Below are 12,845 nucleotides of genomic sequence, written 5' to 3'. Positions count from 1 at the left end.
TCTCCCTAAGCCGCCAAATCGCCAAAGCAGACATATTTCAGCTCCATATACTCCGCCAATCCGTGCCGCGACCCTTCGCGACCGAGCCCAGACTGTTTCCAACCTCCGAACGGAATAGGAGGCCCTGTGAATGAAGCCGTATTGACGCCGACCATGCCGTACTCGATCTGCTCTGAAAGCCGGAGCGCGCGACGCAAGCTATCGGTGTAAATGTACGCCGCCAAACCCATTTCGCTGGCATTGGCTCGGGCGATGACCTCTTCCTCAGAGTCGAACGGAAGCACAGCAGCTACAGGCCCAAATGTTTCCTCACGTGCAATCAGCATGTCTTCGGTGACATCACTTAGCAACGTCGGCGGAACGAAATTCGGTCCCATAGCAACTCCGCGGGTTGCGGAAATAGCTCGCGCGCCCCTCTTCACTGCATCGTCGATTTGTGCCCTACACTTGTTGGCGACCGACAACTTAGTCATCGGACCAATTTCAGTGGCCGGTTCCAGACCATGGCCGACCCTGAGTTGCGCCACCGTCCTACCAAGCGCCTCGACAAAAGCAGCGTAGAGACCCCTTTGCACATAGATGCGGTTAGCCGCTAGGCAGTCCTGACCGGAAGTCGCAAATTTTGCGGCCATCACGCCTTTGACGGCCTTGTCAAGATCAACGTCATCAAAGATGAGGAACGGGGCATGCCCTCCGAGCTCGAGCGAGACCTTTTTCACCGTCTGCGCGCTGCCCCCAAGAAGCAGACGTCCAACTTCGGTCGACCCTGTAAACGAGAGAGCGCGTATTCTTGGATCACGCAAAAGCGGAGTCGAGAGATCGACTGGATCGCCAACGAGCACCTGGAGTACGCCGCGCGGCACGCCAGCCTCTTCGGCCAACCGAGCCAAGGCGAGAGCAGAAAGCGGCGTCTCCGGAGCAGGCTTTACAATTATCGGACAACCGGCCGCAAGAGCCGCACCCGCCTTTCGGGTGATCATAGCGACCGGAAAATTCCATGGCGTGATCGCCGCAGCGGCACCGATGGGCTGCATTCTGACTTGAAGCAGACTTCCATCTTTATGACTGGGAATCGTCTCGCCGTATGCACGCTCGCCCTCGGCCGCAAACCACTCAAGAAAGCCAGCACTGTACTTAATCTCGTAGCGCGCCTCATCGAGTGGCTTTCCCTGCTCGCTCGTAATCAGGATAGCAAGCTCTTCTGAGTGCTCGTTCATCAATGACGCCCAAGACCGAAGAAACGCTCCGCGCTGGGTCGGCAATAGTCCTCGCCACGTCTGGAAAGATCGTTCGGCGGCAGCGATGGCCAGATCCATGTGCGTAGGGTTGCAACGAACAACCTCCGCGATCCCTTCGCCAGTAGCGGGATCCACCACAGAGTCCCTCTCATCGCTCGCAATCCAGCGACCGTCGATGAGCGCGTTCCCCGCCAGAAAATCGCGACGACGGAGATTTTGCAGGTGCCTAGCAGCAATGCCGATCAAATCCGGACCCCTTGTGACGAGCAGCTTGAAAGTCCATTTGAACTCCATGCGGTCGCGTGGTGAAATCTCCGGTGCAGAATACTGTTGGCGCAGAGATATTTGCGTCGCAATTTCCGGCCATTTCGAGGATTTTCTGCAAGACGCAGGCGTTTGTGATGGAATGCAGCTGAAAGCTGGGAGCCAATTATGCCGTACGATCGAATAGATGCCCAGATCCTGAAAATCGTGCAAAAAAATAATAGGCTGACTTCTGGGATGATTGGCGAATTGGCGGGGCTTTCTGCTACCGCGTGTCAGCGACGGCTAAATAGGCTCCGTTCGGAGGGCATCATCGAGGCGGATGTATCCGTCGTGTCGACGAAAGCGATAGGACGTCCTGTTCAAATGCTCGTTCTCGTGAGTCTCGAGCGGGAACGCTTAGAAGTCATCGATAACTTCAAGAAGGCAATCAAATCGTCAGCCGAAGTGGTCAGCGGATTCTACGTTACAGGGGACGCTGACTTTGTTCTCTACATCACTACGCGCAGCATGGAAGAATATGAGCAGTTTACCCGACGCTTCTTCTATGACAAACCGGACATCAAGGGATTTAAGACCATAGTCATAATGGATCGAGCAAAGGCAGGTTTTGCCATCCCCATAGAGATTCCGCCTGAAGCTTGATACGAGTGCACGGTTCACAAAGCGGGCACATGTGTGTTTTTTCCTCGCTCGCCCGCGCGAAATGCAGAAAACAGGCAAGGTTCCTCCTTTACACTGTTCTCGATCAGAGAATCGAGGCGGGGCTTGCGCACCGAAGCGCGACGCAGCAACTTCCAAAAGGGAATTAGTGGACGTCGCCGCATCCTCGCCCGCGAGAACGGAGTTGCCATGCCGGCACAGTTCGGGGAGCGCGTGGAATGTCCGGCCACAGGCCGAGAGTCAAATTCCATCGCGCCGGGCCCTAATTCCGAACCTCGATCTGGCCCTCGGGAGCTTGGCGGAATCAATAAGCGCCCGGAAACGTGGTGCGCAAAAACGAAATCTGACAAGAAACGTTGGCCAGTATGAGAATCCAACTCTGCCTGGGCATGGCTGATGTGGTCTCGCCATGGGAGCAGAAGTGACGCATTCGTCCAAGTCCGTGCCGGCCAGTAGCGACGGCATCACCGCGCCGTTGCGCTATCCTGCCTTTCGTCGAATTTGGCTTGCGAGCTTGCTCACCAATCTCGGGATCCTGATCCAAGGCGTAGCCGCAGCCTGGGCAATGACACAGATGACATCTTCCGCGGATCAAGTCGCGCTGGTGCAGACCGCGCTCTTGCTGCCCGTGATGCTGATTTCGATGCCGGCTGGAGCGGTCGCTGACATGTATGACCGTCGGATCGTGGGGCTCGTTGCACTCTCGATTGAGCTTTGCGGCGCAACCGCGCTGAGCGTGCTCGACTGGTTCGGTCTCACCACTCCAAATCTCTTGCTGGTGCTTTGCTTTGCGGTCGGCAGCGGCATGGCGCTGATGGGGCCCGCTTGGCAATCCTCCGTGAGCGAGCAGGTGCCCTCCGAAGCACTTCCTGCCGCCGTGGCGCTGAATGGCATTAGCTACAATATAGCGCGCAGTATAGGGCCGGCCGTCGGCGGCATTGTCGTTGCGGCGGCCGGCGCGGTAGCTGCCTTCGCGCTCAATGCACTGCTCTATCTGCCGCTGATGTTCGCACTCTTCATGTGGAAGCGCATCTCCGAACCCTCTCGTTTGCCTCCTGAGAAGCTTAGCCGCGCCATCGTTTCGGGCGTGCGCTATATCGTCAATTCGCCCGCGATAAGGATCGTGCTCACCCGATCCATGGTCATGGGCGTGTTTGGCGGCGCGATTTTTGCACTGATGCCGCTAGTCACGCGCGATCTCCTGGGCGGTGGCGCCGAGACTTATGGCCTTATGCTCAGCGCCTTTGGTTTGGGCGCGGTGGTAAGTGCGCTCAACATCACTGAGGTACGTAAGCGCATGAGCGGAGAGGCAGCGATCCGCGCCTGTTCACTGTCTATGGGCGGAGCGGTTGCCGCAGTCGCTCTTAGTCGCGACTCCGCTATGACGGCGGTCGCACTGGTCTTGGCGGGAGCGGTGTGGATGATGGCCTGGGTTCTTTTTAGCATAGGCGTGCAACTGTCGGCCCCACGATGGGTCGCAGGGCGGTCGCTCGCGGCGTACCAGGCAGCGAGTTCGGGCGGGGTTGCCCTCGGTAGCTGGGGCTGGGGCCATCTGACGGATGTCGTCGGAGTTGATACTACGCTTTTGATCTCGGCTGGCCTGATGTTCGCTTCTCCGCTCTTGGGGCTTTGGCTACCTATGCCGCGTATCAGCGCTCGGAGCGAAGAGGCCGAGATGCTTGACGATCCTCAGGTGCGGCTGGCGCTGACTGGCCGCAGTGGCCCGCTTGTTGTGGAGATCGAGTATCGGATCGCGCAGGAGAATGCGCGCGCATTCCACATCCTGATGCAGGACATTCAGCTGTTTCGCAAGCGGAACGGTGCGTACGGCTGGTCGATTGCTCGCGACATCGCTGATCCCGAATCGTGGACTGAGCGCTATCAGTGCCCAACCTGGTTTGACTATTTGCGCCAGCGTAACCGCGCGACTCAGTCGGAACGCGCGCTGGACGAGAAAGCTTTGGCTTTCCACATGGGTCCCGAACCGGTGCGCGTCCGACGCATGCTGGATCGCCCATTCGGATCTGTTCGCTGGAAGGAAGACACTCCGGACAGAGATGTAAACCATGTCCTCCCCGGGAGGCTGTCGAGGTAGCGGGCGTTTAGAGCCACAGAGGGAATAATTGCGCTTGCAGCAAAGCGCCTCGCTCCATGCTTTGAATTTCAGCCAGTTCTCGCTTTCGCCACTGAGGACCGCGGCGATGCGGAAGTCAGCCAAGAGCGTGGCAGGAGCGACACCTCTCCCAGCACATCCTACCCTCTAGACTGCGCAAAAATGGGTCCGACCGAGCGGCGACCACGGCCCGTTTGAGGCCAGCCGCCTTGCGGACGCATCGAACAGAAAGAATGGGGCCACCCCGAAGAGTGACCCCATCAAGTCAGGGAGGAAATGTCCCAAGGAGGGACCTCTGGGATCAGGCTGCGGCCTGATCGATCGGTGAGAAGGGCAAACCGAGGCTCTCTGCCACGGCCCTGTAAGTGAGCCGCCCACGATAAACATTGAGCCCTGAGCGCAGGTGCGGACTTTCGAGCACGGCTGAGAATCCCCGGTTGGCGAGAGCCAGGCCAAAAGGCAGCGTCGCATTGTTCAGCGCTTGGCTTGAGGTGAGTGGAACAGCTCCCGGCATGTTTGCGACGCAGTAGTGAATCACGCCATCCACCTCATAGGTTGGATCGGCGTGCGTCGTCGGGCGCGATGTCTCGAAGCAGCCGCCCTGATCGATAGCCACATCAACCATTACGGAACCTTTGCGCATCGAGCTCAACATGTTCCGGCTTACAAGCTTCGGCGCGCTCGCGCCCGGAACGAGAACGGCACCGATGACGACGTCTGCCGCAAATACCTCCTGTTCAAGAGATTCTATAGTTGAGAATCTGGTACGAACTCGCCCGTTGAACACCTCGTCGAGTTCGCGAAGCCGAGGAATCGAACGGTCCAGGATAGTAACCTCAGCTCCGAGCCCCACTGCCATCCGGGCCGCGTGAGTGCCGACAACTCCCCCTCCGATCACCACGATGCGCGCGGGTTGCACCCCGGGCACGCCGCCAATCAGCAATCCTCGTCCGCCAGCGGACCGCTTCAGCGCCGCACCCGCTGCCTCGATCGCCAGCCTCCCCGCAACCTCACTCATCGGAGCAAGCAACGGAAGCCCACCCTGCGCGTCAGTGACTGTTTCATAAGCAATTGCGGTGCAGCCCGATTTGATGAGCCCTTTGGCCTGCTCCGGATCTGGAGCTAGATGGAGGTAAGTGAAGAGGATCTGGTTTTCGCGCAATTCTGTCCATTCGGACGGTTGTGGTTCCTTGACCTTCACTACCATTTCGCTCGACGCGAACACCTCGCGAGCAGATGCCGCGATGTTAGCGCCAGCTTTGCGATAGGCATCATCTGTAGCGCCAATGCCCGCACCGGCATTCGTCTCGACCAAGACGCTGTGGCCAGCGGCCACGTAGTCGCGAACGGCCCCGGGCGTCAGCCCCACGCGGTATTCGTGTGTTTTTATTTCCTTGGGAACGCCGACCTTCATTGCAATCTCCGTGGTGCGCGGCTCCTTGTAATCGGAAATGCGGTACAAACCTGCACCGCGGAGAGCCAAATGGCGCATTAATCCGGCGATCTTCGCCGCCTGCTTGCAGGATTTAGAACAGGAGAAGCGGGACCCGAGTTGCGGGGATGATACAACTGAGTGATCATGAGGTCCGCTGACCGATGCGGCCTTAACACCAGCAATTGTAGTGAGTTTGATCTAGCGGCAATCGGTCGACTTGTTCGTTGTTTTGCCCCATTCGCAGGGATGCTCAATTCGGCAATACGAGTAGCGCTTACGAGGGAGGCCCGCGGGTTCATCAACGATGGATCGGGTTTTTCAAATTTTTGCTGAGCGATTAACAGAAAGCAGACACCCAGATGCAGCTCAGCAGAGCATGGCTGATGTCACCGCTGCGCTGAACTTGTCTTGCTTCGCCTATCTTGCTCTTCCTCAAAGACGAGGGAGCAACCCCAACCTAATATCGACATATCCATCCTCTTGGACCGCCCTTTATTTGAAGCGCGGCTACGAATCCATCGATCCGGTAGTACGTCGGGCGATCCGCCAGTCTGACCCCTTCCGCTGGGGGCTTAATTTCGAAGCGCGAAATCGACCGGAATCTGAGCGTGAGCTGTTCGAAGAAGCTGCCGAATTCGGCATTCGGTGTGGGATCACCTTTCCAATCCACGATAACAAGGGCGCAACTGCCGCGCTGACCTTTGCGACTGATGCGCGTCGAACTGCTTTCGAACGCTCGATAGTCAAGCACGCCCAGAACCTGCGACTAATCGCGATTTTTTTCCATGCAAATGCGAGACGTTTCTGGACGTCCGATCGCGTTGTGGGTGGGGTTGTCTTGTCTCCTCGCGAGTTCGAATGTCTCGAATGGTCTTCTCGCGGCAAATCTGCGGGGGACATCGGGATTATTCTCGGCATCTCGGAGCGAACCGCTGGCTTTCACTTGGATAACGCTCGAGCGAAGCTCGGCGTTCGCTCGCTTCGTCAAGCCGCCGTGCTGTTAGCCGAATCTAAATTTCGAAGATAAGCGACGACACTTCATAAGCACCTGTGCAACTGCACAGGATGCGCTGCTTCGGCTTCTCTGCTTCATTGCCACCATAATCAGGGAGGCAAGAATGATGCAGCTCATCAGGCCAGAGTACTACGGCGAGTTCGTCGACGATCTCACCGAGATGCACCGGCTGCGGTATCGCGTTTTCAAACAGCGCCTGGACTGGAACGTCGAGGTCAGCGGCGAGATGGAAGTCGACGAGTTTGATGTCCTTCGACCCGTGCACCTCCTGAACCGCTCGAACGCTGGACGTATTCAGGGTTGCGTCCGACTTCTGCCTTCGACCGGCCCAACCATGCTGAGAGACACCTTCCCGATCCTTCTGGACGGGCAGCCGGCGCCACGAAGCGACCGGATTTGGGAGAGCAGTCGATTCGCGCTCGATGTTCCTCTGGATGCGCCGAAGTCAAGTGGTGGACTTGCTACTGCTACTTACGAGCTATTTGCGGGCATGATTGAATTCGGCCTTTCGATTGAATTGACCGAAATCGTTACCGTCACTGACGCCCGGATGGAACGCATTCTTCGGCGCGCGGGCTGGCCGCTCCGCAAAACCGGAAAAGCTCGTCCTCTCGGCAACACCACGGCCATTGCTGGATACCTGGAGGTCTCGCCCGATGCGTTGCGTCGCATCCTCAAAGCAGGACACATCTCAGGTCCGGTGCTCTGGGCTCCAGTCATCCGAGCGGCCGCCTAGGATCTGGAAGCAACTACAATCGGGGCATCGCTGCGCATGGAGCGGAAACCTATCTGCTTAAGACTTACGATGCACAAACCACGTCGATCAACACCCTCCGTTCAAGCCAGCAAGGCAATCGAACTGAAACACCTGCAATCGGTTGTGGCTGCGGCTGATTGTGGCAGCCTCCGTCAAGCGGCGGAATTGCTGAGAACCCAACAATCGAGTCTCAGCCGAAGAATCAGCGAGATCGAATATCACCTGGGAATTGCGGTTTTTGAGCGCTTCAGCGGTGGTGTGCGCCCCACGCAGGCAGGCCGCAGTGTTCTTCGCTTGGCAAGGACAATTCTGGAGGAGTTCGATGCGCTCATCGCGACCGCGAAGGCTGTACGGAACAGCGAGGCTGGCCGGCTGAGTGTCGGGCTCTGCACCTCACTTTCAATTGGAAACCTGCAGACGTCCTTGTTGGATTTCAAGCAGCGATTCCCGCAAATCGAGCTTGTGACGATCGAGAAATCGCGAACACGCCTCGCGACTGCACTTCGCAACGGCGTTCTCGATATCCTGATCGTCACTGGGAACCTGCCGTTACTCGACAACCGGGTGATGCCGCTGTGGAGCGAACGTGTTCTGGTCGCCTTACCCCATGATCATCCCCTCACCGCGCGCGACACAGTCTATTGGACTGACCTGCGCGGTGAGACGGTCCTGCTGAGCCATTACGATCCGGGAAAAGAGTTTGAAGATCTTCTCATTTCCAAGCTCGTGTCGCCTGAGGACCGTCCTAAACTCGAGCGCCACGACGTCAGCCGCGGTATCATCAAGAGCCTGATCAGGATGAACACAGGAATCAGCCTGGTGCTGGAATCCGACATGGGCATCAACTATGCAGGCCTCGTCTACCGCGAATTGCGCGATGGAGCGGGTCCGAGCCGATTCGACTTTTCGGCATACTGGCGAGACGACAATGAAAACCCTGCGTTGGCGGCCTTCTTGAACTTGCTTTCTGAGCGCTATCCCTCGCCTCCGCTCGGATGTTGACGGGCCCGTCGAGCCTTCCGAAAACTTCTGTCCGCTGCCATGAACCGTGCCAACATGGGTGCAATCAGTTTCGCCGGCTCCCCGATCGGCTGTCCGCTCTCTTGTGCAAGGATTTCGGAATATGCCACGAGATCCCTGTGCACGCTCGCCGGGAGTTCATGCGTAATCTTGATCGGCTTATCGTCTTCGATCGCTCCAAGTTTAAGCTTTGTCATCGTCTTCAGCCTCTGTATGGTTCGAGCACCAGGTCACGGTTGACGATCACCCGCACCGGAAATCCCGGACGAATCGTCAAAGTCGGCTGGATGTTGAGATTGCGGCGGACCACCTGCTGGCCCGTCTGGTTCATCGAGTCCCCCGCCCCGCGGCGGAGCGCAGCGATGAGGTCGCTGTTGATGCTACCCGTATCCGATCCGGAATTCACCTCGGTGCCGACGGCGAGCAGCGTCGAAAGCGCAGCGGCCCCCAACAGCTCCTTCCAATGGTTGTCGACCTCATCCTCAAGCCCAGAGTAGCCCGCGGCATCTGCGCCCGGCTGCCGCTCCAGCACGATCGACCGCCCATTTGGCATGATGAGGCGCGTCCACACCAGGAGCACGCGCGATTGGCCAAATGCGACTTGGCTATCATACGTCCCGATCAACCGGGCTCCTTGCGGGATAAGGCGAGCTCGTCCGGTAGGGGAATCGTATACCGCTTCTGTGACTTGGGCCGTGATCTGCCCAGGCAGGTCGGACCGAATCCCCGTGATAAGAGCGGCCGGAATGACCGTTCCCGCCTGGACCACAAAGGGAGAGACCGGTCTTGCCAGGCGATCGTGACTGGTGGTTCGACGGTCAACGGAAGCACTGACGAATGCAAGTTTTCGATCCTGACCATTCTGGGAAAATGCTTCGTCGGATGATGGCGCTGCATTTGATGGGGCTTCACTTGGCGATGTGACAGTGGCCTGTGCGCGGACGTTCGTGCTGGCAAACACCTTGCTGGTGCGTGCCGCCTCGCTCTCCTGATTGACGCGCTGCTGTTCCGCGTCAATACCCAGCGGGCTGGCCGTCGAAGAGCCCTGTGCTGCAACGATCGGCCGGCCAAGATCGCCGGGTAAAGGTGGTCCAAGGCGCGGCACCTCCTTCGGGATCTCAGCATAGTCCTTCGGCAAGGTTGCAAGCTGATCGGCGACGTTGTGGTGGTCGGTCGCGTAAAGCTCCTTGGCGGCCGGCGTGCGTGATCGCTTCTGCTGCAGAGCCCAGAAGACCGCACCAGAGATGAGCAGCAGCAAAAGGGCGCTACCACCCGCAAGCACCTTGCGCGATAGGCGCGTAACTTGCGGCCGTTCCGGCCGGAGCCGAAGGGTTTCGGCGATATCTTCCGGCGGTTTGACTCGCGGAGGGTTCTTGGGTGTGTCATTCGGCTGGCCAGTCTCTGTCATAGCGACCTCCCGTCGGTTCGGACGATCCTGACCTTCTGCTGGTGCTCCTCCCCCAACCTCAGTTCCGCGGCCGCGAACAGCCGATCGACGATCAGCACATTGCCGTAAGCGCGATAGTTGACGAGCTCGGTCTTGCCATCAGGCCCGATCACGAACAGCGGCGGCATCTCGCCCTGGCCGACGCCGGGCGAAAACTCGATGTAAACCTTGCGCCCATCGTCATAGGCATTGACAGGACGCCAGGGCGGGCTGTCTCCCTCGATGGCGTAGCGGTAACGGCGCTGCGCCTGATCCGGGATGACGGGTGTGGGCGGCAGAGCTCGACCACGCGCGGTCCGGTCCTCCGGATAGAACCACGCGACCTGTGGCATGTAGGGCTTTTCCCGGGAGCGCAGTTCCATCAGGTAAGTGCGGCGGTCGGTGTTGACGACGAGATTGGTCTCGATCGTCGGACGTGTCGGCTTCACCATGATGTGCACACGTCGCGTGTCGCCGCTGCCGCTTTCGGTGTCGCCGAACACCCAGCGGGCGGTGTCACCGGCGGCGACCGGTCCCGAGCCGATCAGCTGCTCACCGGGCTCCAGCGCAATGTCCGTGATCTGCCCCGGAGCGGCATAGACCTGATAGAGAGCGCCCGGACTATACGAAAACACCTGCACCGCATTGAAGTAGCCAGCCTTCCGCGGCTGCACACGTGCGGCGTCATTCGCGGTCTCAATCCGTTCAATCGGCTCCTTGGCTTCCGCGTTCTTGCCGCCGCGGGCCGCCTTCCAGGCCGGTGGGACATGCAGCGGCCGCGGCCGATCGTCGGCAAGCGCCGGCAGATCTGGAGCTGGCGGGACGTCGCTATCGTAACTAATTTGCGGCGGTTTGAACGTGGTGCAACCGCCAAGGGTGGACACACCAATCATGAGAGCCAGAGCCAGGCTCGGGCGGCCCCTCTGTGACGCAATAACGAGACCTGACGGCATGACTAGCCCAGCTCCTTCGACCAGTTGATGGCATTCACGTAGATGCCAAGGGGATTTTTGCGTAGGCGATCGAGATCGCGAGGCATCTCCACGATGACGCTGACGATCGCGCTCCACCGCTCGGTTGCAGCAAGCTGACCGTTGTCGTAGCGGCGTTCGACCCAAGCGAGGCGAAAGCTCTCAGGGGATGCCCGAATGACGCTCGAGACCTCGATCGCAATTTGCGTCTTGCCGAGCTTGGCGAATGGATCGTTGTTGCGGGCGTAGTCATTCAGTGCGGCCGCACCGCGATCGGTTGTAAAGTCGTAGGCGTGGAGCCAGTTTTCGCGCAGGACAATGGCGTCCATCGGCAGGCCACGCACATGCTCGATGAAGCGCGCCAGGTGAAAGGCTATTTGCGGATCGGTCGGTTGATAGCCTGCATTTGCCGGAGCAACGGCTTTCGCTTCCCCCAATTGATCGACCTCGACCACCCAGGGCGTGATCGTCCCGTGCGCGGATTGCCAGACCAGGGCGCCGGCAAAGCCGGCTGATAAGAAGAGGCAGCCAAAGGCCATCAGGCGCCAGTTCTTGGCCTGCACGCGCGCAGACCCAATGCGATCATCCCAGACCTGGGCTGCGCGTTGATAGGGAGTGATGGCTTCTGGCGTGCGGCCATAGTGAACAGCCGATCGTTTGAACATTGCTTGACCTCAAGAGATGGCGGGAATTCGAAAGGAGGCGTCAGTGATCCTCTTGCGAGAGGTCGACAGATCCGCCGCCGCCTCCGTGATCACCCGAACGGATCGCGTGCGTTGCCGCTGATGCGCCATGACTGATCGTCTGCGCTCTCTTCATGCGCCGAACCCAGGCGGGCGCACTGTCGGAAGCTCTCGAGGAATCCCCCTCCCCCTTACCGGCATCGCTCGCCGGTCCACCACGACCAGCTGCGACCGAACGCAAGGGACTTGCGGCGCCGGACGCGCTCGCCTCGGAGCCGGACTGACTTCCCGACCGAAACACGCTCATGGTGCCACTTGCAATCGCGCTTCCACCCCGTAGCGAGCCTGCAATCGCGCCGCCGGCGAGACCGGCAGCGCCGGCGGCAAGGCCAGCGCCAGCCGCGACGACTCCACCCGCGGCAAGTCCCGTCCCGACGGCGCTGCCTGCACCGAGCTGCGGACCTCCGGAGACGATGCCGTTGGCAATCCCGGGTCCGAAAATGCCGAGGCCCAACAAGGCGAGAGCGCCGAGCACCAGCGCCATCGCGTTCTCGATGCTCGGCTGATTGCCGCCGAAACCTGCCGTGAACTGCGAGAATAAGGTCGATCCGATGCCGACGATGACGGCGAGGACCAAAACCTTGATGCCGGAGGAGATGACGTTGCCCAGCACCCGTTCGGCCGCAAAGGCGGTCTTGCCGAACAGACCGAAGGGGATCAGGACGAAACCTGCAAGCGTCGTCAGCTTGAACTCGATCAGCGTGACGAAGAGCTGGATGGCGAGAATAAAGAAGGCCAGCAACACCACGATCCAGGCGAACAGCAGGACCGCGATCTGGACGAAATTCTCGAAAAAGCTGACATACCCCATCAGCCCCGAGATCGAGTCCAGGATCGGACGGCCGGCATCGAGCCCCACTTGCGCGATCCGGCCTGGCCGCAAGAAATCTGCCGATGACAGGCTCGTGCCCGAGGCCTTGAGGCCGAGACCAGCAAAGCTCTCGAAGATGATGCGCGCGAGGCTATTCCAATTGCTGATCAGGTAGGCAAAAACACCGACAAACAAGATTTTCTTGACGAGCCGGGCAACAATCTCCTCATCACTTCCGAGGGACCAGAACAGGCCGGCGAGGGTAAGGTCGATTGCAACCAAGGTGGTCGCGAGATAGCCGACTTCGCCCCCGACCAGGCCGAAACCGGAATCGATATAGCGGGTGAAGGTTTCCAGGAACTGGTCGATGACGGAGGTGCCGCCCATTG

Annotated in this window: 12 protein-coding genes; 5 read left to right on the top strand and 7 right to left on the bottom strand. The window is 59.3% G+C overall.

Annotation, left to right across the window (positions count from 1 at the left end; genetic code table 11):
* Nucleotides 1-5: 5 nt before the first annotated feature.
* Nucleotides 6-1,484, bottom strand: a complete 1,479-nt coding sequence (locus BRA471DRAFT_RS07805; protein ID WP_007606005.1) for an NAD-dependent succinate-semialdehyde dehydrogenase — start codon at nt 1,482-1,484, stop codon at nt 6-8.
* A gap of 186 nt (nt 1,485-1,670) precedes the next feature.
* Between BRA471DRAFT_RS07805 and BRA471DRAFT_RS07800 the strand changes: the two genes are divergently transcribed.
* Nucleotides 1,671-2,147 carry an Lrp/AsnC family transcriptional regulator gene (locus BRA471DRAFT_RS07800; RefSeq protein WP_007605998.1) on the top strand — a complete coding sequence of 159 codons (477 nt, stop codon included), beginning with the start codon at nt 1,671-1,673 and terminating at the stop codon, nt 2,145-2,147.
* 439 nt (nt 2,148-2,586) lie between these two features.
* A complete protein-coding gene (locus BRA471DRAFT_RS07795; protein ID WP_007605995.1) occupies nt 2,587-4,260 on the top strand; it encodes an MFS transporter in 1,674 nt (557 codons plus the stop codon).
* A gap of 319 nt (nt 4,261-4,579) precedes the next feature.
* On the opposite strand, the gene ald is transcribed toward BRA471DRAFT_RS07795, so the two are convergent.
* Nucleotides 4,580-5,692, bottom strand: a complete 1,113-nt coding sequence (ald, locus tag BRA471DRAFT_RS07790; RefSeq protein ID WP_007605994.1) for an alanine dehydrogenase — start codon at nt 5,690-5,692, stop codon at nt 4,580-4,582.
* Between the two features lie 325 nt (nt 5,693-6,017).
* Here ald and BRA471DRAFT_RS36485 point away from each other — a divergent pair, with 325 nt between their 5' ends.
* The 3 genes from BRA471DRAFT_RS36485 to BRA471DRAFT_RS07780 all read left to right on the top strand — a co-directional run bounded on the left by BRA471DRAFT_RS36485 (nt 6,018) and on the right by BRA471DRAFT_RS07780 (nt 8,487).
* Nucleotides 6,018-6,740, top strand: coding sequence for a LuxR family transcriptional regulator (locus tag BRA471DRAFT_RS36485; RefSeq protein ID WP_007605993.1), 723 nt, complete (start codon nt 6,018-6,020; stop codon nt 6,738-6,740).
* Nucleotides 6,741-6,831: 91 nt separating this feature from the next.
* Nucleotides 6,832-7,464 carry an acyl-homoserine-lactone synthase gene (locus BRA471DRAFT_RS07785; RefSeq protein ID WP_007605992.1) on the top strand — a complete coding sequence of 211 codons (633 nt, stop codon included), beginning with the start codon at nt 6,832-6,834 and terminating at the stop codon, nt 7,462-7,464.
* A 69-nt stretch (nt 7,465-7,533) separates the two neighbouring features.
* The gene (locus tag BRA471DRAFT_RS07780; protein WP_007605991.1) at nt 7,534-8,487 is read left to right on the top strand and encodes a LysR family transcriptional regulator; all 954 of its coding nucleotides are present in this window, start codon (nt 7,534-7,536) and stop codon (nt 8,485-8,487) included.
* On the opposite strand, the gene BRA471DRAFT_RS36480 is transcribed toward BRA471DRAFT_RS07780, so the two are convergent.
* From BRA471DRAFT_RS36480 to trbL, 5 genes are read right to left on the bottom strand one after another with little or no spacing between them, the layout of a single operon-like run.
* Nucleotides 8,460-8,702 (bottom strand): DUF2274 domain-containing protein, encoded by a 243-nt coding sequence (locus BRA471DRAFT_RS36480; RefSeq protein WP_007605990.1) that lies wholly within the window; start codon nt 8,700-8,702, stop codon nt 8,460-8,462. The two genes, BRA471DRAFT_RS07780 and BRA471DRAFT_RS36480, sit on opposite strands and share 28 nt — an antisense overlap.
* A gap of 5 nt (nt 8,703-8,707) precedes the next feature.
* Entirely contained in the window at nt 8,708-9,913 is a 1,206-nt protein-coding gene (locus BRA471DRAFT_RS07775) for a TrbI/VirB10 family protein (RefSeq protein WP_007605989.1), read from the bottom strand.
* A complete protein-coding gene (gene trbG / locus BRA471DRAFT_RS07770; RefSeq protein WP_007605988.1) occupies nt 9,910-10,884 on the bottom strand; it encodes a P-type conjugative transfer protein TrbG in 975 nt (324 codons plus the stop codon). The genes BRA471DRAFT_RS07775 and trbG overlap by 4 nt, the downstream gene beginning before the upstream one ends.
* A 2-nt stretch (nt 10,885-10,886) precedes the next feature.
* Entirely contained in the window at nt 10,887-11,567 is a 681-nt protein-coding gene (trbF, locus tag BRA471DRAFT_RS07765) for a conjugal transfer protein TrbF (protein WP_007605987.1), read from the bottom strand.
* 40 nt (nt 11,568-11,607) lie between these two features.
* Nucleotides 11,608-12,843: a P-type conjugative transfer protein TrbL gene (gene trbL / locus BRA471DRAFT_RS07760; RefSeq protein ID WP_007605981.1), complete on the bottom strand. Its 1,236-nt coding sequence runs from the start codon at nt 12,841-12,843 to the stop codon at nt 11,608-11,610.
* Nucleotides 12,844-12,845: the final 2 nt, after the last annotated feature.

Origin of the sequence: Bradyrhizobium sp. WSM471 (assembly GCF_000244915.1) — a bacterium.
Lineage (GTDB): Bacteria > Pseudomonadota > Alphaproteobacteria > Rhizobiales > Xanthobacteraceae > Bradyrhizobium.
This window is presented reverse-complemented; position numbering and strand designations above follow the sequence as displayed.

What these genes read in the sequence shown, in the direction of transcription:
- trbL (WP_007605981.1), bottom strand. Translation starts at nt 12,843, where the DNA reads ATGGGCGGCACCTCCGTCATCGACCAGTTCCTGGAAACCTTCACCCGC.
- BRA471DRAFT_RS07775 (WP_007605989.1), bottom strand. Translation starts at nt 9,913, where the DNA reads ATGACAGAGACTGGCCAGCCGAATGACACACCCAAGAACCCTCCGCGA.
- BRA471DRAFT_RS36485 (WP_007605993.1), top strand. Translation starts at nt 6,018, where the DNA reads ATGGATCGGGTTTTTCAAATTTTTGCTGAGCGATTAACAGAAAGCAGA.
- trbF (WP_007605987.1), bottom strand. Translation starts at nt 11,567, where the DNA reads ATGTTCAAACGATCGGCTGTTCACTATGGCCGCACGCCAGAAGCCATC.
- BRA471DRAFT_RS07785 (WP_007605992.1), top strand. Translation starts at nt 6,832, where the DNA reads ATGATGCAGCTCATCAGGCCAGAGTACTACGGCGAGTTCGTCGACGAT.
- ald (WP_007605994.1), bottom strand. Translation starts at nt 5,692, where the DNA reads ATGAAGGTCGGCGTTCCCAAGGAAATAAAAACACACGAATACCGCGTG.
- BRA471DRAFT_RS36480 (WP_007605990.1), bottom strand. Translation starts at nt 8,702, where the DNA reads ATGACAAAGCTTAAACTTGGAGCGATCGAAGACGATAAGCCGATCAAG.
- BRA471DRAFT_RS07800 (WP_007605998.1), top strand. Translation starts at nt 1,671, where the DNA reads ATGCCGTACGATCGAATAGATGCCCAGATCCTGAAAATCGTGCAAAAA.
- trbG (WP_007605988.1), bottom strand. Translation starts at nt 10,884, where the DNA reads ATGCCGTCAGGTCTCGTTATTGCGTCACAGAGGGGCCGCCCGAGCCTG.
- BRA471DRAFT_RS07780 (WP_007605991.1), top strand. Translation starts at nt 7,534, where the DNA reads ATGCACAAACCACGTCGATCAACACCCTCCGTTCAAGCCAGCAAGGCA.